Below are 18,197 nucleotides of genomic sequence, written 5' to 3' on the forward strand. Positions count from 1 at the left end.
CCCGTCAGCGGCGCTCCTCGGCGACCGCGTTGCCGCCGTCGACCGCGATCAACTGCCCGGTGACGTACGACGCGCCGGGGCTCGCCAGCCACGCGATGGCCGATGCGACCTCGTCGGGCCGGCCGCTGCGACCGACCGGGACGAGCAGGCCCTCCTCGGCCTCGCTCGGGAGCTGGCTCGCGGTCGCGATCCAGCCCGGTGCCACGGCGTTCGCGGTGATGCCCGACAGCGCCTCGTCGACCGCGAGCGCGCGGACGTACCCGAGCATGCCGGCCTTCGCGGTGGCGTAGCCGACGTCGCCGCGCGACGCCATGAGCGGGCCCGAGACGCTCGACACGCAGACCACGCGCCCCCAGCCGGCTTCCCGCATGCCGGGCATCATCGCCCGGGTCAGCAGGAACGCCGTCGTGAGGTTCATGGCGAGGCTCGCGTTCCAGTCGGCGAGCGTCATGGTCGCGTCGCCGTGCAGCATCTCGGGGTCGCCGGTCGCGATCATCCCGGCGTTGTTCACGACGATCGTGGGGCGGATGCCTCCTGCCGCGAGCTCCGCGGCGAGGTCGTCCACGTGCTCCTCGAGGTCGAGGCGCGCGGTCAGCCCGACGGCGGTGATGCCCAGGCGGCGGAGCTCCTCGGCACGCTCGTGCACGCGTTCGCTCGTCGCCGTCAGCACGATGCCCGCGCCGAGCTCGCCGAGCGCCTTCGCGGTCGCGAAGCCGATGCCCTCGGGACTGCCGGCGCCGCTCACGATCGCGACGCGTCCGTCGAGGTTCCAGGCGGAGGGAAGGGTCATGGCGTCATCCTAGGCACCGGCGCGTGCCGTCCGGCAGGGGCGCGGGCCGTTCGCCCGCCGCGCGGCGCGGCCCGATCAGTCGACCGGGACCACGCAGGACGGCGCGGTGAGCTCGAGGACGCGCCGGGTCGCGCCCGTCACCAGGTCGACCTCGACGAGCGCGTCGCCGAGCTGCGCGGCGACCACGACCGTGCGGTCGTCGAGGTGGGCGTGGTGGCGCGGCCAGGCGGCGCCGACGGCGTGCTCTGACGCCAGCCGCGGCCGCGCGGCATCCGTCGCATCGAAGACGCTCACGCTGTCGCGGCCGCGCACGAGCGCCGTCAGCAGCCGGCCCGACGGCGCGTGGTCGAGGTGGGAGGGCTGCACGACGTCGTCGGGTCCCGTCGCGGCACGGGCGACGGTCGGCGTCGAGCTCGCCGGCCGGAACGACGTCGCGTCGACCTCGAACGTGTGCAGGTCGCCGTCGAGCTCGCCGACGACGTGCAGCAGGCCGCCGCGCACCACCATGTGCCGGGGGCCGGTGCCCGGCGGGACGTCGAGCGTCCGCGTGATGCGGAGGACGGGAGCTCCGGCGTCGTCGCGATCGACCGCGAACTCGTGGATCGCGTCCCCGCCGAGGTTGCTCACCACGTGGGTGCCCCATGGCGTCGCGACGATCTCGTGCGCGTGCGGGCCCGCCTGGCGGTCGGGCACCGGTCCGCCGCCGGCCGGCAGCGGCAGCGTGACGGGCGCGCCGAGTGCCCCGGCGCCGTCGACCGGGACGGCCGTGATCGACCCGGAGGTGTAGTTCGCCACGAGCACGACGCCGAGGTGCATCGCCGCGACGACGTGGCACGGGTCCGCCTCGCCGTGCTCGACGACGTCGACCGGCGTGATCGCGTCGCCGTCGAGCCGGAAGCTCGCGACCGAGCCGGAGGCGGCTTCGAACACGGCGAACAGCAGGTCGCCGGACCGTGCGACGAACGACGGGTTCGAGGCCGCCGCCGACGTCACGATCCGCCAGCGCCCGTCGGGCGAGCGCTCCGCGAGGTGCACCGAGGGCGCCGGTCCGTCGGGCGTGTACGACCCGAGGAGGAATCGCCGGTTGCGGGGCTCCATGCGCTCGGACATGCTTCAGACCCTAGTCGGCTCCCGATCCGTCGCCTGCTCGGCCGCCGCGGCGACCGGTCGCGCGACCGGCACGAGACGCGTGAGCTGGGTGACGTGCTTCGGCTGGAGCTCGTCGAGGGTCGCGACCTCGAGGAGCTTCATCGTGCGGACGATCTCGTTCCGCAGGATCTCGATGGCCCTGTCGACGCCCCGGCGACCGCCGGCCATCAGGCCGTAGAGGTACGCGCGGCCGACGAGCGTGAAGCGCGCCCCGAGCGCGATCGAGGCGACGATGTCGGCGCCCGACATGATGCCCGTGTCGAGGTGCACCTCCATGTCGCCGCCGACCTCGCGGACGACGTCCCGCAGCAGCAGGAACGGCACGGGCGCCCGGTCGAGCTGGCGGCCGCCGTGGTTGGAGAGCACGATGCCGTCGACGCCGCGGTCGGCGAGGAGCTTCGCATCCTCGACGGTCTGCACGCCCTTGACGACGATCTTCCCCGGCCAGATCTCACGGATCACGTCGAGGTCGTCGAACGAGATCGTCGGGTCCATCGCCGAGTCGAGGAGCTCGCCGACGGTGCCGCCGGTGGACGACAGCGAGGCGAATTCGAGCTTCGGGGTCGTCAGGAAGTTGATCCACCACGCCGGTCGGGGGATCGCGTTGACGACCGTGCCGAGCGTGAGCTGCGGCGGGATCGAGAAGCCGTTGCGCTTGTCGCGCAGTCGCGCGCCCGCGACGGGAGTGTCGACCGTGAAGAACAGGGTGTCGAAGCCGGCCGCGGCGGCGCGTTCGGCGAGGCCGTAGGAGATCTCGCGCTGCTTCATCACGTAGAGCTGGAACCAGTTGCGGCCGTTCGGGTTCGCGGCCCTGACGCCCTCGATCGAGGTCGTGCCGAGCGTCGACAGCGTGAAGGGGATGCCCGCTGCGCCGGCCGCACCCGCACCCGCCTCCTCGCCCTCGGTCTGCATCATGCGCGTGAAGCCCGTCGGCGCGATGCCGAACGGCAGGGCGCTCGGGCCGCCGAGCACCTCGCGGCTCGTGTCGACCTCGGGCACGTTCCGCAGGATCGAGGGATGGAACTCGATGTCGAGGAACGCCTGTCGCGCCCTGGCCAGCGAGATCTCGGCCTCGGCCGACCCCTCGGTGTAGTCGAACGGCGCCTTCGGAGTGCGACGCTGGGCGATCACTCGCAGGTCGGCGATCGTGAGCGCCTTCTCGAGGCGACGGTCGGTCGGGTTCAGGGTCGGCGTCTTGAACCTCATGAGCTCGGCGAGTTCGCGGGGGTTCGGCAACTGGCGCTGGACCATGCGGGTGCTCTCTTCCTACGGGAGTCGGGGGTCGGCCGAGATCTCGGCGTAGTAGCCCGAGATGTGGTCGTGGATCCGGGTGCGTGCGGCCGTGGCATCCGCTGCCCGGATCGCGTCGAGCACGCCGCGGTGCTCGGCGCGAAGTCGCGCCGACGTGCCGGCCCAGTCGGCGATGCGCGCGTGCCCGGCGAGGGCGTAGCCCTCGATGCCGCTGCGCAGTCCGGCCATCGTCGCGGTGACGACCTGGTTGCCGGATGCCTCGGCGAGGGCGAGGTGGAAGGCGGCGTCGAGCGCGAGGAACTCGGCCGGGTCGAGGCCGGTGTCGTCCATGGCGTCGAGCAGTCGCTCGGCGGCGCCGAGGTCGGGTGCGGTCGCCGCGGCCAGGTCGCCGGCGACGTGCGCCTCGAGGACCAGGCGAGTGGCGACGATGTCGTCGACGGGGAAGCCGCTCGCCGCGACCTGGAGGCGCATGAGCGCGCTCATGCCGCCGCCGGGCGTGGCGATGATGATCGCACCGGCGGTGGGCCCCGATCCCGCGTGGGTGCGGATGAGGCCGAGCACCTCGAGCACGCGAAGTGCCTCGCGCACGCTCGACCGGCCGACGCCGAGGTCGGTCGCGAGCCGGCGCTCACCCGGCAGGCGGTCGCCGGGGGCGAGGTCGCCGTCGAGCAGCTTGCGCTCGACGTGTTCGAGCACGGCCTCCCAGGCGCGCGGCTCGATCGATCGAGCCGATGCGTCGTCGCCCATGCCGTCTCCTCGCGCGCGCCCGGGCGGTGCCGCCGCGCCGGGTCTGTGGTCAGACCACAGGGTACCAGATGTGGTCAGACCACAGATCGTGGGGCCTTTGGTCACTGGTCGAGGACGGAGATGTGCGCGACGCTTGGGGCATGAGCGGATACGCCGACCCGGAACGACCGCAGGAGCGACTGAGCGACGCCGAGCGCGAGGAGGCCGTCGGGCACCTCATGACGGCGCAGACCGAGGGGCGCCTGACCACGGCCGAGCTCGCGGACCGGTCCGCATCGGCGCGCGCCGCCGTGACGCGCGGCGACCTCGCACCCCTGTTCGCCGACCTCCCGGCAGCCGCACCACGACCCGCCGCCCCGACCGTGTCGGAGCCACCCCTGACCTGGGCGCCCGTCCCCGAGCCGACGGCGCCCATGGGACGACGCTCCAGGGCCCTCGGCGGTCGGGTCGGCGACACGATCATGGCGCTCTCGCCGTTCGTCGCCCTGCTGCTGTTCTTCGGGTTCGGGTTCTGGGTTCCGGGAGGGTTCACCTGGGCGTGGCTGTTCTTCTTCCTCATCCCGATCACCGGCATCATCGTCTACGGCGGCGGTTCGGCGAAGGAACGGGACCGCTGACCGGAGCGTGCTGACCGGAACCCGGGACAGGCGCGAGCGCGCGGTTCCGGTCAGCCCTTCTTCGGTCGGATGCGCACGCGGTTCTGGCCCGTCGTCTCGTCGAGCTCGACCACTCCGCCGCGCGACTTCAGGAAGTCGGTGAACGAGGCGAACCCGAGTCGCCGTTCCTGGAACGACGGATCCATGCGCAGCATCTGGTTCTTCACCGCGCCGCTCGGCTGCCACTCCTCGTCGGACTTCGCGCGCAGCAGCTCGAGCGCCTTCAGCAGCAGCCGACCCGGGTTCCGCGTCGTGCCAGAGGGGCCCTCGTCGACCGCATCGCCCGGCGCGACGAACTGGACGGCGGTCGTCGGAGCGGCCGGCCGGTCCGTGGGCGCGTCCGCGTCCGCGTCGGGCGAGGCATCGGTGGATGCGCCATCCGTCGACTTCTTCGTCGAGGCACGTCGGCGGCGTGAGGGGGCGGGCTCCTCCTCGGCAGGAGATCCGGCCGAATCCGCCTTCTTCGCCGCCGCCTGCCTGCCGCCGCGGCCGGAGCCGGACTGCGGCGCCGCCGCGCCGGCCTCGTCGTCGGCCACCGCGGCATCCGTCGCCAGCAGCGCGTCGTAGTCGGCGTACTCGTCGCACGCGGCGGTGAGCGCTCGGCTCGTGCCGCCCGCGACGCCGATGCCGACCACGTACCGGCCGAGGCGCTTGGCCTTCTGCGCGAGCGCCACGTAGTCGGAGTCGCCCGCGACGATCACGATGTGCGAGAGGTCGTCGATGCGGAACATGTCCTCGACCGCGTCGACCGCGAGGCGGATGTCTGCGCCGTTCTTCGTCGCCGACAGCGGGAAGAGCTGCACGAGGTCGACCGCACGGTCGATGAGCTGGCCGCGATAGCTCGCATTCACGGGCGTCGACCAGTCGGCGTAGGCGCGCGCGATCGCGATCGTGCCGAAGGTGGCCGCGAAGTCGAGGACGGCGTCGACGTCGACCGTCGCCTCCTTCAACCGCTCGGCGGCCTTGGTGCCGGGCGAGACCGTCTTGGTCCGCGAGGTGTCCTTGCGGTATTGCATGTCACCGTGCAGCTGGTCGTACCGCGAGATGACGATGTTGTCGAAGTCGAAGTAGAGGGCCACGCGGGGTTCTGCCGAAGCGGGCATGGGGACCTTCCGTCGGGGTGTCCCTCGATCGTATGCCCGCCGCCTGACGGTCGACAGGGAGCGCGCGGAGCGCGGCTCAGCCGGCCGCGGCCACCGCGTTGTGCAGTTCGTCGGCGTCCACGCCGAATCGGCCGAAGCCGCCGCCGAGGTTCGTCATGAGCACGAAGCACACGCCGAGCGACGGCGTCACCCAGAACTCCGTGCCCGCCCAGCCGCCGTGGCCGAACGTGTCGGTCGTGAGGAGGCCCGGCGCCGAGTGGCGCAGGTTCCACGCGAAGCCCCAGTCCTGCCCGCGCGAGGCGGGGTAGGGCTCGAGCTTCGGCAGGCCGGCGGTCAGCGGCCGCAGCATGGCCGCGGCGGTGACCGGCGCGACGACGGCGCCGTCGTTCCGGAGCAGGGTGCTGCCGAGCGCGAGCAGGTCGGCCGCGCGACCGAGCAGCCCGGCGCCCGGATGCCGCAGCGCGGCGAACCGCTCGTAGTCGAGCCCCTGGGCGGCGGCATCGACGGGCGCGTGCGGCGAGGCGGCGGCGTCGAAGGTGAGGCCCGAGGCGTCCGCCCGCTCGGCGACGTCGGCGACGGCCCGCTCCCAGGATGCGCCCGAGGCGTGCTCGATGAGGGCCGCGATGCCCTCGAACGCGATGGTCGAGTAGCGCGACACGGTGCTGGCGGCGAAGTCGCGCCCGGGCGCGAGCAGCGACGGGCGGAGCCCGGCGGGCGTGTCGAGCGGCGGCTCGACGATGCCCGACGTGTGGCTCGCGAGGTGGCGGAGCCGCACGACGTCGTCGCGCCCCGCGCCGAAGCCGGGCAGTGCGCGCTCGAGCGGCGTGTCCGGCGTGAGCCGGCCCTGCTCGACGAGACGCAGGGCGGCGAGCCCGACGATCGGCTTCGTGATCGAGAACAGCGGGTAGTGGTCGTCGACGGAGGCCTCGCCGAAGGCGTCGAGCGCGACGACGCCGTCGGCGTTCGCGACGCCGAGCACGGCGTTCGGCAGCGGACCGTCGGCGACGTTGCGGCGCACCCAGTCGAAGGCGTGGTCGAACTGCGGCATGTGGTCGTGTCCTCTCGTGGGGTGGCGCGTCAGGTGCGGAGCACGACGTTGCGCGGCTCGTCGCCGCGCAGCATCCGCTCGACCTGGTCTCGGAGCAGCCGCGCCATGCGCGGCATCATCGCGGTCGTCGCGCCGCCGACGTGCGGCGAGACCAGCACGTTCGGCAGTGCGAAGAGCGGGTGCCCCTCGGGCAGCGGCTCGGGATCGGTGACGTCGAGCGCGAAGCGCAGGCGGCCGGATGTCGCCTCCGCGAGGATCGCGTCGGTGTCGGCGATCGCGCCGCGCGCGACGTTCACGACGAGCGCGCCGTCGGGCAGCGCGGCGAGGAACGCGGCGTCGACGAGACGGGTCGTCTCGTCGGAGAGCGGGACGACGATGATCACCACCTCGGCGTGCGGCAGCAGCGCGGGCAGTTCGTCGACTCCGTGGATCCGTCCGCGCTCGTCGTCGCGCGCGCGGCTCGCGACGCGCGTGAGCTCGACCTCGAAGCCCGCGAGGCGGTCCTCGATCGCACGGCCGACGCCGCCGTACCCGACGAGCAGCACGCGCCGGTCGGCGAGGCTCGCGTACCGGGCGGGCGCCCAGCGGCCCTCGTCGGCCGCGCGCACGAAGTCGGGGATGCCGCGCTGCGCCGCGATCGCGAGCCCGACCGCGAGCTCGGCCGTCGAGGTCTCGTGCACGGATGCCGCATTCGCGAACACGTGTCCGGCCGGCAGCGCGTCGGGCACGTCGTCGTACCCGATCGACTGGGACTGCACGAGCCCGACGTCGAGCCCGTCGAGCACGCCGAGTCGGGCCGAGGCGCCCATGTAGGGCGGGACCGCGATGCCGATCCGGCGGCCGGACGCCTCCGGCGGCGGGGGACCGGCCATGTCCCACTCGACCAGGTCGACACCGTCGGGCACGCCGCCGGGAGTCCGCTCGAGCGCACGGCGAAGGGTCGCGCCGGGCACGGTGACGAGGAGGTTCGCGTGGTCGGTCATGCGTCGATCCTTCCAGCGCCGGCGTCGATCCACGGCAACGACTCCTCCCGGGCGCACGCGATGCGATCGACGAGCACCGCACGGTCGCTACGATGGCCGGCATGGACGAGCCGGATCCCGCGGGGAGCACCGACCGGGCCGCGCCGCGAGGCCTGCGGCGTCGACGCCGCCGCGGACCCGACGACCTGCCGATCGAGGAGATGGCCGAGGCGCTCAAGGAGCGGGTCTACGCGACCTTCACCGGCCTCGCGATCGTGCTCGTGCAGCACGAGAACGCCGAGCACATCTCCGCCGGACGAGCGACCCTGACGCTGCTGGTCGGCATCGTCGCGATCACCGCTGCGGGCTTCGTCGCCGACGTCGTCTCCCACCTGGTCGTGCACGCCGACTTCCCGCGTGGACGGGAGCTCGCACGGATGGCCCGCGTCGCCGGGTCCGCGCTGGGATCGGCGTCCATCCCGCTGATCCTGCTGGTCCTCGCCGTGCTCGGCGTGTTCGAGCTCCAGGGCGCGCTCACGGCGGCGTCGATCGTCTACATCGTCACGCTCGCGCTCATCGGCTACGTCGCGGTGCGCCGGACCCGCCTCACCTGGTGGGAACAGCTCATCGGGCTCGGCATGCTCGCGCTGCTGGGCCTCGCCGTCGTCGGCCTGCAGCAGCTCGCCCACGGTCACTGACTCCGCCCGGCCGTCCTCAGCGCGCCGCGGGCTCGTGGCGCGCGACGGCGGAGGTCGGCGTCAGGCGCCGGATCGACGCGCGTGCGGACGGGCTCGCGCCGAGGTCGCGGCGGCGCCGGAGGGCCGACGCGCCGTGTGCCTGCCGGGGACGTCGCCCGGGGCCGGATGCCGACCGGGCAACTCGATCGGCGTCGTCGACGCGACCAGGTCGATCGGCGACGTGCTCGTCGTCGGCAGGTCGACGGGTCGCGTGATCGGCACGGCGATCGCCGCGGTCGGCGCCTCCGCGTACGAGAGCGCGAAGCGCGGAATCCGCCGGCCGACCGGATGGCGCACGACGCGCAGGCCGCGCCCCACGACCAGCCAGCCGAGGCCGATGAGCGCGGCGATGCCCGCCGCCACCGCCGCCACGCCCAGCGCCCAGCGCGGGCCCCAGGCGTTCGCGACGGCGCCCACGATCGGCGCGCCGATCGGCGTTCCGCCCGAGAGGATCGCCATGTAGAGCGCCATCACGCGACCCCGCAGGAGCGGGTCGGTCGTGGTCTGCACGTAGCCGTTCGCGGTCGTCAGCATCGTCACGACCGTGAAGCCGATCAAGACGGTGGATGCCGCGAACAGCCAGTAGGTCGGCATGACGGCGGCGACCGCCGACGCGATCCCGAAGAAGGCGACCGCCCCGATGATGACGCGGATGCGGGCGCGCTCGCGCTTGGCCGCGAGCAGGGCGCCCGTCAGCGAGCCGATGGCGAGGATCGACGACAGCAGGCCGTACTCGCCGGCGCCGCGCCCGAACTCGACCGCCATCGTCGAGGCGAAGATCGGGAAGTTCATGCCGAAGGCGCCGACGAGGAAGACCATCACGAACACGATGACGAGGTCGGGGCGTCCGGCCACGTATCGGAAGCCCGCGACGAACGCGCCGCGCTGGCGGGGGGCCCGCGGCATCCGTCGCAGGTTCGAACGCCGGAGCCGCGCGAGCGCGACGAGGACCGCGATGAACGTGATCGCGTTGATGACGAACACCCAGCCCGTGCCGACGAGCACGATGAGGACGCCCGCGAGGGCCGGGCCGATCATGCGCGCCGCGTTGAACGACGCCGAGTTGAGTGCGACCGCGTTCGACATGTTCGACGACGAGACGAGGTCGGCGACGAAGGTCTGGCGGGCGGGGATGTCGACGGCGTTCACGATGCCGAGCAGCCCGGCGAAGACGTAGAGGTGCCAGAGTTCCGCGTGCCCGAGGATGAGCAGGAGTCCGAGCGCGAGCCCGAGCAGCATGAGCGCCGACTGCGTGAACATCAGGATCTTCCGGCGCTCGAAGCGGTCGGCGATGAGGCCGGTCACGGGCACGAGCAGCAGTTGCGGCGCGAACTGCAGGGCCATCGTGATGCCGACCGCGAGCGCGTCGTTGTCGGTGAGCTCGGTGAGCACGACCCAGCTCTGGGCCGTGGCCTGCATCCAGGCGCCGATGTTCGAGACGAGCGCGCCGACGAACCAGATGCGGTAGTCGACGGAGGCGAGGGAGCGGAACATGGATCTCACTGGTCGGTGAGCCTCCTGAGGATGTCGGTGGCGGCGGCGAGCGTGTCGCGCTCGTCGGCGGAGAGGGTGGCGAAGCGCTTGGCGAGCCAGGCGTCGCGGCGCCGGCGGGTCTCGCGGACGATCTCATGGCCCGCGTCGGTCGCGTGGAGCAGCACCTTGCGGCCGTCGTCGGGCGAGCTCTCGCGCACGAGCAGCCCGGAATCGACGAGGCAGTTCACGGTGCGGTTCATCGACGGCGGCGTGACCCGTTCGAGCTCGGCCAGGCGTCCGGGCGTGAGGGGGCCCTCGCTCGCGGTCCAGGCGAGCGCCGCGTACTGCGTGGCGCTCAGCTCGGCGTCGGCGCGTTCCTGGCGGATGCGGCGGGCGAGGCGCATGACCGCGAGGCGGAGCTCGGTGCTCTGCTCGGCGAGGGACGGCCGCCGTGCGCGGGGATGCGCGCCCGTCGAGGCGAGGATGTCGGTCATATCGTTAGCCTAACAAATTAGGGTGCCTAATGATTCCCGCACGATTTCCCGTAGACTCGCGTCGGTAACACCCTCGAAACGCTCGACTGGAACAGTCAGGACATGGGAAGCCTCTTCGACGGATACGCGGCGACGCGGTCGAGACGGCGGAGTCGTGAACGACCGTGGGACGAGATGTTCCCCTCCGACTCCGTCAGCGTTCGCGAGCCCTACCGGGAGCTCTACCCGGCGCTCGCGCGGATGACCCAGGACGAGCTCCGCGGCCGCACCGACGCGCTCGCGAGCAGCTACCTCGCCCAGGGCGTCACGTTCGACTTCGCGGGCGAGGAGCGGCCGTTCCCGCTCGACGCCGTGCCCCGCGTGATCGCGGCGCGGGAGTGGAACGTCGTCGAGGCCGGCGTCGCCCAGCGTGTCCGAGCGCTCGAGCGGTTCCTCGGCGACGTCTACGGCCCGCAGGACTGCGTCCGCGACGGCGTGATCCCGGCGGCGCTCCTCAGCTCGTCCAGCCACTTCCATCGGCAGGCCGCGGGGATCGTCAGCGCGAACGGCGTGCGCATCCACGTCGCCGGCATCGACGTCATCCGCGACGAGGTCGGCGACTGGCGCGTGCTCGAGGACAACGTGCGCGTGCCGAGCGGGGTCAGCTACGTGATCTCGAACCGTCGCGTGATGGCCCAGACCCTGCCCGAGCTCTTCACGTCGATGCGCGTCCGGCCGGTCGGCGACTACCCGAACCGGCTGCTGCAGGCGCTCCGCGCGAGCGCGCCCGAGGGGGTCGACGAGCCGAACATCGTGGTGCTGACCCCCGGCGTGTACAACTCGGCGTACTACGAGCACACGCTGCTCGCCCGGCTCATGGGCGTCGAGCTCGTCGAGGGGCGCGACCTGTTCTGCTCGGGCGGCCGCGTCTGGATGCGCACCACCGCCGGCCCCACCCGCGTCGACGTGATCTACCGCCGGGTCGACGACGAGTTCCTCGACCCGCAGCAGTTCCGGCCCGACTCGGTGCTGGGCGCGCCGGGACTCATGCTCGCCGCCCGGCTCGGGCACGTCACGATCGCGAACGCGGTCGGCAACGGCGTCGCCGACGACAAGCTCGTGTACACCTACGTCCCCGACCTGATCAGGTACTACCTCGGCGAGGAGCCCATCCTGCCGAACGTCGACACCTGGCGGCTCGAGGAGCCCGAGGCGCTCGCCGAGGTGCTCGACCGGCTCGACCAGCTCGTGGTCAAGCCCGTCGACGGCTCCGGAGGCAAGGGGCTGGTGGTCGGTCCCGACGCCTCGCGCGGCGAGCTCGCCGAGCTCCGTGCCCGACTCCTCGCCGACCCCAGGGGCTGGATCGCGCAGCCCGTCGTGCAGCTCTCGACGCTGCCGACGCTCGTCGAGGACGGGATGCGTCCCCGCCACGCCGACCTGCGCCCGTTCGCCGTGAACGACGGCGAGAACGTCTGGGTGCTCCCCGGCGGACTCACGCGCGTCGCGCTGCCCGAGGGGCAGTTGGTCGTCAACTCCAGCCAGGGCGGCGGGTCGAAGGACACGTGGGTGCTCGACGACTCGGTCACGACGGGCCCGGTCGCGGGCATCGTCCCGAGCCCGAACCCGTCCGGAGCGCGCGTCGGGTCGATCGTCGCGGACCAGGCGACCGCGCCCGTGACCGCCGCCATCCCGCTGCTCGGCGACGGCGCCGCCGCCAGCCCGCACCACCGGCACCGCCCGGAGTCCTCGCCGCAGGACGAGGAGGCCCCGGTCCGGCAGCAGCAGCAACAACAGCAGCAGCAGCGACCATCGCGACGTCCGACCCGAGGGGAGGCGGAGCCATGCTGAGCCGCATCGCGGAGAGCCTGTTCTGGATCGGTCGCTACATCGAGCGCAGCGACGGCACGGCGCGCATCCTCGACGTCCACCTCCAGCTCCTGCTCGAGGACCCGTGGATCGACGAGGACTCGGCCTGCCGCGCCCTGATGGCGGTCATGGGCAGCGAGCCCAACGACGACGTGAGCCTCGGCCCGCAGGATGTGATCGCGCTGCTCGCGGTCGACCCGCACCATCCCGCGTCCATCGCGCACTCGGTCACCGCGGCACGCGAGAACGCGCGCCGGGCGCGGGAGATCGTCTCGACCGAGCTGTGGGAGGCGATCAACCACACGAATGCGCGGATGCCCCGCCACGTGGCATCCGACAAGACCCACGAGTTCTTCCGCTGGGTGCGCGACCGTTCCGCGCTCGCCGTCGGCGTCGTCGACTCGGCCTCGAGTCGCGACGAGGCCTGGCACTTCTTCAGCCTCGGCCGGGCCGTGGAGCGGGCCGACATGACCGCGCGCCTGCTCGCGACGCGATCGCTCACCGAGGCGAGCGGGCCGAGCTGGACGACCATCCTGCGCAGCTGCGGCGGCTACGAGGCGTACCTGCGCAGCTACCGCGGGGTTCCGTCGACGCTCTCGGCGGCGGAGTTCCTGCTGCTCGACCGGCTGTTCCCGCGCTCGATCATCTCGAGCGTCATCCGCGCCGAGGAATCGCTGCGCGAGATCGACCCGCGGGCGGGCCGCGTCGGCGTCACCGACCAGGCGCAGCGGCTGCTGGGCCAGATCCGCTCCGAGCTCGAGTACCGGCCGATCGGCGACATCCTGCACGACCTCTCGGGGAACATGGAACGCGTGCAGGAGTTCGTCTCGGCCGCCACCGATGCGATCCGTCAGCGCTACTTCCCGACGAGCGCCGTGCCGGTCTGGATCGGGGAGGTCTCATGAGCCGACTGCGCATCGTCCATCGCACGGGCTTCGCGTACGAGGAGGCCGCGACCGCCTCCTACAACGAGGCGCGGATGCTGCCGTACTCGGGCGGCGAGCAGTTCGTGATGCACGCCGCGCTCGACATCCGCCCGGGGGCGACCCAGCACGCCTACCTCGACTACTGGGGCACCCGCGTCTCGACGTTCGAGGTGCTGACGCCGCACCGGGAGCTCTCGGTGACCGCGACGAGCGTGGTCGAGGTGCGTCCCGTGCCCGGCCGCGGCCCCGAGCCGACGTGGGACGAGCTCGCCGCGATCCGCGTCTCGAGCGTGCCGTTCGTCGAGTTCTCGACGCAGACGGTGGCCACCGAGCCTCCCGACGAGGTCGCCGCGCTCGCCGCGGAGATCGCCGCCGAGGGCATGCCGGTCGGCGAGACCGCGCTCGAGATCAGCCGTGCCATCGGCGACGCCGTCGAGTACGTCACGGGCGTCACGGCGGTGAACTCCACGGCCCGGGAGGCGTGGTCCGAACGCAAGGGCGTCTGCCAGGACATGGCGCACCTCGTCGTGGGGGCCCTCCGCTCGGTCGGCATCCCGGCCCGGTACGTCTCGGGGTACCTGCACCCCGACCGCGAGGCGCCCGTCGGCGTGACGGTCGCCGGCGAGTCGCACGCGTGGGTGGAGTGGTTCTCCGGCGCATGGCGCGGCTACGACCCCACCAACCTCGCCGAGGCGGGCGAGCTCCACGTGCTCGTCGGACGAGGACGCGACTACACCGACGTGGCCCCGCTCCGCGGGGTGTACGCGGGCCCGAGCGCATCCGAGCTGTTCGTGTCGGTCGAGGTCACGCGCGAGGCCTGACCTCGCGTCGCCGGGCGCTCGCCGGTGGCAGGATGAGCGCATGCCGACCTTCACCGACCCCCAGGGCGTGCGCATCCACTACCAGCACTGGCGCGTGCCCGAGCCGGTCGCGGTCGTCCAGCTGGTGCACGGCGTGGGCGAGCACATCGGGCGCTACGGCGCCCTCGTGGAGGCGCTGAACACCGCGGGCTACTCGGTCTGGGCCGACGACCACCGGGGGCACGGCCAGACCGGGTTCGAGCAGCACGGCGGCGACCTCGACCGGATGGGCAGGCTCGGACCGGGCGGACTGCGCGCGGCGATCCACGACGTGCACCTCTTCACCGGGATCATCCGCGAGACCGAGGGCGACGAGGTGCCGCTCGTGCTCCTCGGGCACTCGTGGGGCTCGCTGATGGCGCAGATCCTGCTCGAACGGCACCCGCACGACTGGGATGCGGTGGTGCTCACCGGAACGGCGTATCGGACGCCGATCCACATGAACTCGGGCGACCTGAACCGCCGCCATCGGCACCTCGGGACCACCGGCCTCGAATGGCTCTCCCGCGATCCGGCGGTCGCGGAGGCGTTCGTCGCCGACCCGTACACGACCGCGGTGCCGCTGCAGCAGCTGTTCGGGCTGATCGAGGCCGCCCGCCTGCTCGGCCGCCCGGGGCGGAACCTCCCCGAGGAGCTCCCGCTACTCATCATGGTCGGTTCCGACGACTCGCTCGGCGGCGAGAAGAGCGCGCTGAGGCTCGCCGACGCCTACGCCTCGCGAGGCCGCCTCGCCGACGTCACCCTCACCGTCTACGACGGCGCCCGCCACGAGATCTTCAACGAGACGAACCAGGAGGAGGTCCGCGGCGACCTCATCCGCTGGCTCGACGAGCGCTTCGCGGTCGACTGAGCGGCGACGACGGATGCCGCGTCGGAGGAGGCGGCATCCGGATCTCGCCCGTCAGCGCAGCGCCGGGACGTTGAACCCGATGAGGCGCGGCTGAACCCGCCCGTCGACCCGTTCGAACCGGACCTCGGTGAGCGCGCAGTTGGCGACCTCGGGGAACAGGTCTCGATAGCGGTCGGGGTCGACGCCCAGCCACTCGCACAGCAGGAGCCGGAGCAGCGTGCCGTGGAACACGACGAGCACCCGGCGACCGCGCCGTGAGTCGGCGGATCCGCCGACCGTCGCGTCGCCGATGCCGAACTCCTCGACGAGTTCGCGCAGCGCGGGTTCTGCGCGTGCGATGCCGTCGATGCCCGATTCGCCGCCGGGCAGCGGGCTGCGCGCGGGATTCCGTCCGAACGCCGCCCAGGCCTCGGGCATCCGCTCCGCCAGTTCGCGGGGAGCGAGGCCCTCGCCGTCGCCGAAGTCGATCTCGACGAGCCTCGGGTCGGTGCGCAGTTCGACGTGGGCCGCCGCGGCGGCGGGCTCGGCGCTCGCCTGCGCCCGGGTGAGCGTCGAGGACACGACCGCCGAGAGCCGCGCGCGCGACGCCCACTCCGCGAGCTGGTCGGCCTGGGAGAGCCCGTTCGCGGTGAGGTCGATGTCGGTCGAGCCCGCGTAGCGGTGCTCGCCGTGCCACACGGTCTCGCCATGTCGTGCCAGGTACAGGGTGGTCATCGCGGCATCCCCCTCGCAGCCGAACGGATGGTCCGTGGCCGAGCCTACGCCCGTGGCCTGCGAGCCCTTGACAGCCGTGGAGGCAGCACGGCAGGCTGTGTCCCGTGAGAGCGCTCTCATGGGATGCCGGTGCACGCCGCCGGACGCTCATCCGCTGTCAATGAAGACTGAGAAGCCAGGAGAATCGATGAAGACTCCGCGCCAACCGAAGGTACTCGCCGTCGGCGTCGCCGCCGCCCTCGCCGCCGCTGCCCTCGCCGCATCCCCCGCGTACGCCGCGAATGACGTGCTCCGACCCGAGGTCGACCTCTGGACGAACCCGGCGAGCACGACCATCGCGGCGGCCGCGGCACTCGAGGGCGATGCCCGCGCCGACGCGCTGCTGCTCGGTTCGTTCCCGAGCGCCACGTGGATCAACGGCGGCACGCCGAACGAGGCCAAGCGCGACGTCAAGCGCGTGGTCTCGGCCGCACACGCGGCCGGCGAGGTGCCCGTCCTCGTCGCCTACAACATCCCGTTCCGCGACTGCGCGCAGTACTCCGCCGGCGGTGCGACCACCGTTGCCGAGTACACGGCCTGGATCGACGGCTACGCCAAGGGCATCGGCAACAAGGACGCGGTCGTGATCCTCGAGCCCGACGGGCTCGGCATCATCCCCTGGTACACGACGATCAACGGCCAGCTCGAGTGGTGCCAGCCGGCCGAGGCGGATGCCGCGACGGCCGCCGACGAGCGGTTCGCGATGCTGAACCACGCGGTCGACGCCTTCGCGGCGCTGCCGAACACCGCCGTCTACCTCGACGGGACGCACTCGGCGTGGCTCGGGGTCGGCGACGTCGCCGACCGGCTCATCAAGGCCGGAGTCGAGCGCGCCGACGGCTTCTTCCTGAACGTCTCGAACTACGAGACCACCGAGCGGCAGCAGAAGTACGGCACCTGGATCTCGGAGTGCATCCAGCTCGACCTGAACTCGTGGTGGCAGCGGGAATGGTGCGGCAGCCAGTACTATCCGGCGAACCCGTCCGACTTCTCGACGTGGGAGCTGACGGATGCCGCCTACGACCAGGCCTACGCCGACACCGGGCTCCTGCGCGATCCCGACTCGCAGGCGCACTTCGTGATCGACACCAGCCGGAACGGCGTCGGACCGTGGACGCCGCCCGCCGTCTACCCGGACCCGCAGGTCTGGTGCAACCCGCCCGACCGCGGCCTCGGCCTGCGGCCGACGACCGACACCGGCGACCCGCTCATCGACGCCTACCTCTGGGTGAAGGTGCCCGGCGAGTCCGACGGCCAGTGCCTGCGGGGCACCGCCGGCCCCGAGGACCCGGAGCGCGGCATGGTCGACCCGGCCGCCGGGCAGTGGTTCGTCGAGATGGCCGACGAGCTCATCGCGAACGCGGTGCCGCCGGTCTCCCCGTAGCGCCCCGCCGGGGCGGGAGCCGGCGCGACCCCGGAACGCCGGCGCCGGTTCCCGCCCGCTGGACGCACGACCCCGCGGCATCCGTAGGCTGGTCGCATGCACGGTGAGTACAAGGTCCCCGGCGGCAAGCTCGTGGTCGTCGACTTCGACGTCGTCGACGGGGCGATCCGCAACGCCCGCGTCGCGGGCGACTTCTTCCTCGAACCCGACGAGGCGCTGGGCGACCTGAACCGGGCGCTCGACGGGCTGCCCGCGGCATCCGACGCCAAGCAGATCGCCGCGGCGATCACGAAGGGGCTGCGGCCCGACGCGGTCATGCTCGGGTTCTCGGCGGAGGCGATCGCCGTGGCGGTGCGCCGCGCGATGACCGATGCCCGGACCTGGTCGGACTACGAGTGGGAGATCGTGCACGACGCCGCCGTGCCGCCGCGCGTGCACCTGGCGCTCGACGAGGTGCTCGCGACGCGCGTCGGCGAGGGCCGCCGAAAGCCCACGCTTCGGTTCTGGGAGTGGGAGGAGTCGGCCGTCGTGATCGGCTCGTTCCAGTCGGTGAGGAACGAGGTCGACCCGGAGGGCGCCGCCCGCTACGGCTTCGACGTGGTCCGCCGCATCTCGGGCGGCGGCGCGATGATGATGGAGAAGGGCAACGTCGTCACCTACTCGCTGTACGTGCCGGCCGAACTCGTGCAGGGCATGAGCTTCGCCGACTCGTACGCGTTCCTCGACGACTGGGTGCTGCAGGGCCTGCGCTCGCTCGGCATCGAGGCCACGTACCAGCCGCTGAACGACATCGCGAGCCCGGCGGGCAAGATCGGCGGCGCCGCGCAGAAGCGCCTCGGCTCGGGCGGCGTGCTGCACCACGTGACCATGGCGTACGACCTCGACAACGCGAAGATGCTCGAGGTGCTGCGGATCGGCCGCGAGAAGATCAGCGACAAGGGCATCGCGTCGGCGGCGAAGCGCGTGGACCCGCTGCGCTCGCAGACCGGGCTGGCCCGCGCCGAGGTCATCGAGCGGCTGAAGGAGACGTTCGCGGGCCTGTACGGCGCGACGCCCGGAGCGGTCACGGCCGACGAGCTCGCCGAGGCCGAGGCGCTCGTCGCATCGAAGTTCGCGACCGAGGACTGGCTGCAGCGGGTGCCCTGACGAGGGAGCGTCCGGGGGACGGG

At 72.7% G+C, this 18,197-nt stretch carries 18 protein-coding genes; 8 read left to right on the top strand and 10 right to left on the bottom strand.

Annotated features, from left to right (window positions below):
* Positions 1-4 precede the first annotated feature (4 nt).
* The 4 genes from ACFVHK_RS03190 to ACFVHK_RS03205 all read right to left on the bottom strand — a co-directional run bounded on the left by ACFVHK_RS03190 (position 5) and on the right by ACFVHK_RS03205 (position 3,937).
* Entirely contained in the window at positions 5-790 is a 786-nt protein-coding gene (locus ACFVHK_RS03190; protein WP_129235906.1) for an SDR family NAD(P)-dependent oxidoreductase, read from the bottom strand.
* Positions 791-865: 75 nt separating this feature from the next.
* Positions 866-1,900, bottom strand: a complete 1,035-nt coding sequence (locus ACFVHK_RS03195) for a lactonase family protein (protein WP_376927550.1) — start codon at positions 1,898-1,900, stop codon at positions 866-868.
* A gap of 3 nt (positions 1,901-1,903) precedes the next feature.
* The gene (locus tag ACFVHK_RS03200) at positions 1,904-3,190 is read right to left on the bottom strand and encodes an alpha-hydroxy acid oxidase (RefSeq protein WP_376927551.1); all 1,287 of its coding nucleotides are present in this window, start codon (positions 3,188-3,190) and stop codon (positions 1,904-1,906) included.
* Positions 3,191-3,205: 15 nt separating this feature from the next.
* Entirely contained in the window at positions 3,206-3,937 is a 732-nt protein-coding gene (locus tag ACFVHK_RS03205) for a FadR/GntR family transcriptional regulator (RefSeq protein ID WP_376927552.1), read from the bottom strand.
* A 140-nt stretch (positions 3,938-4,077) separates the two neighbouring features.
* Here ACFVHK_RS03205 and ACFVHK_RS03210 point away from each other — a divergent pair, with 140 nt between their 5' ends.
* A complete protein-coding gene (locus tag ACFVHK_RS03210; protein ID WP_376927553.1) occupies positions 4,078-4,554 on the top strand; it encodes a DUF1707 SHOCT-like domain-containing protein in 477 nt (158 codons plus the stop codon).
* A gap of 50 nt (positions 4,555-4,604) precedes the next feature.
* Here ACFVHK_RS03210 and ACFVHK_RS03215 read toward each other — a convergent pair whose 3' ends face one another.
* The 3 genes from ACFVHK_RS03215 to ACFVHK_RS03225 form a co-directional block, all read right to left on the bottom strand.
* On the bottom strand, positions 4,605-5,696 hold the full coding sequence (locus ACFVHK_RS03215) for an NYN domain-containing protein (protein WP_376927554.1): 1,092 nt from the start codon (positions 5,694-5,696) through the stop codon (positions 4,605-4,607).
* A gap of 76 nt (positions 5,697-5,772) precedes the next feature.
* Positions 5,773-6,744 carry a serine hydrolase domain-containing protein gene (locus ACFVHK_RS03220; RefSeq protein ID WP_376927555.1) on the bottom strand — a complete coding sequence of 324 codons (972 nt, stop codon included), beginning with the start codon at positions 6,742-6,744 and terminating at the stop codon, positions 5,773-5,775.
* A 29-nt stretch (positions 6,745-6,773) separates the two neighbouring features.
* Entirely contained in the window at positions 6,774-7,727 is a 954-nt protein-coding gene (locus tag ACFVHK_RS03225) for a 2-hydroxyacid dehydrogenase (protein ID WP_376927556.1), read from the bottom strand.
* A gap of 101 nt (positions 7,728-7,828) precedes the next feature.
* On the opposite strand from ACFVHK_RS03225, the gene ACFVHK_RS03230 reads away from it, so the two are divergent.
* Entirely contained in the window at positions 7,829-8,404 is a 576-nt protein-coding gene (locus ACFVHK_RS03230; protein WP_376927557.1) for a hypothetical protein, read from the top strand.
* Positions 8,405-8,464: 60 nt separating this feature from the next.
* On the opposite strand, the gene ACFVHK_RS03235 is transcribed toward ACFVHK_RS03230, so the two are convergent.
* Both ACFVHK_RS03235 and ACFVHK_RS03240 read right to left on the bottom strand, forming a co-directional pair.
* Entirely contained in the window at positions 8,465-9,937 is a 1,473-nt protein-coding gene (locus ACFVHK_RS03235; protein WP_376927658.1) for an MFS transporter, read from the bottom strand.
* Positions 9,938-9,942: 5 nt separating this feature from the next.
* Entirely contained in the window at positions 9,943-10,410 is a 468-nt protein-coding gene (locus tag ACFVHK_RS03240) for a MarR family winged helix-turn-helix transcriptional regulator (RefSeq protein WP_376927558.1), read from the bottom strand.
* A gap of 102 nt (positions 10,411-10,512) precedes the next feature.
* Between ACFVHK_RS03240 and ACFVHK_RS03245 the strand changes: the two genes are divergently transcribed.
* Genes ACFVHK_RS03245 through ACFVHK_RS03260 form a run of 4 tightly spaced genes read left to right on the top strand, consistent with a single transcriptional unit; the run spans position 10,513 to position 14,891 of the window.
* On the top strand, positions 10,513-12,237 hold the full coding sequence (locus tag ACFVHK_RS03245) for a circularly permuted type 2 ATP-grasp protein (protein WP_376927559.1): 1,725 nt from the start codon (positions 10,513-10,515) through the stop codon (positions 12,235-12,237).
* The gene (locus ACFVHK_RS03250; RefSeq protein ID WP_129233549.1) at positions 12,231-13,160 is read left to right on the top strand and encodes an alpha-E domain-containing protein; all 930 of its coding nucleotides are present in this window, start codon (positions 12,231-12,233) and stop codon (positions 13,158-13,160) included. The genes ACFVHK_RS03245 and ACFVHK_RS03250 overlap by 7 nt, the downstream gene beginning before the upstream one ends.
* Positions 13,157-14,002, top strand: a complete 846-nt coding sequence (locus ACFVHK_RS03255; RefSeq protein WP_376927560.1) for a transglutaminase family protein — start codon at positions 13,157-13,159, stop codon at positions 14,000-14,002. Before ACFVHK_RS03250 ends, ACFVHK_RS03255 begins: the two co-directional genes overlap by 4 nt.
* Before the next feature lie 40 nt (positions 14,003-14,042).
* Positions 14,043-14,891: an alpha/beta fold hydrolase gene (locus tag ACFVHK_RS03260; RefSeq protein WP_376927561.1), complete on the top strand. Its 849-nt coding sequence runs from the start codon at positions 14,043-14,045 to the stop codon at positions 14,889-14,891.
* 51 nt (positions 14,892-14,942) lie between these two features.
* Here ACFVHK_RS03260 and ACFVHK_RS03265 read toward each other — a convergent pair whose 3' ends face one another.
* Positions 14,943-15,605 (bottom strand): histidine phosphatase family protein, encoded by a 663-nt coding sequence (locus ACFVHK_RS03265; RefSeq protein ID WP_376927562.1) that lies wholly within the window; start codon positions 15,603-15,605, stop codon positions 14,943-14,945.
* 187 nt (positions 15,606-15,792) lie between these two features.
* Between ACFVHK_RS03265 and ACFVHK_RS03270 the strand changes: the two genes are divergently transcribed.
* On the top strand, positions 15,793-17,028 hold the full coding sequence (locus tag ACFVHK_RS03270) for a glycoside hydrolase family 6 protein (RefSeq protein ID WP_376927563.1): 1,236 nt from the start codon (positions 15,793-15,795) through the stop codon (positions 17,026-17,028).
* A 96-nt stretch (positions 17,029-17,124) separates the two neighbouring features.
* A complete protein-coding gene (locus tag ACFVHK_RS03275; RefSeq protein WP_376927564.1) occupies positions 17,125-18,174 on the top strand; it encodes a lipoate--protein ligase family protein in 1,050 nt (349 codons plus the stop codon).
* Positions 18,175-18,197 lie beyond the last annotated feature (23 nt).

This window comes from Agromyces binzhouensis, assembly GCF_042672355.1.
Classification (GTDB): Bacteria; Actinomycetota; Actinomycetes; order Actinomycetales; family Microbacteriaceae; genus Agromyces; species Agromyces binzhouensis.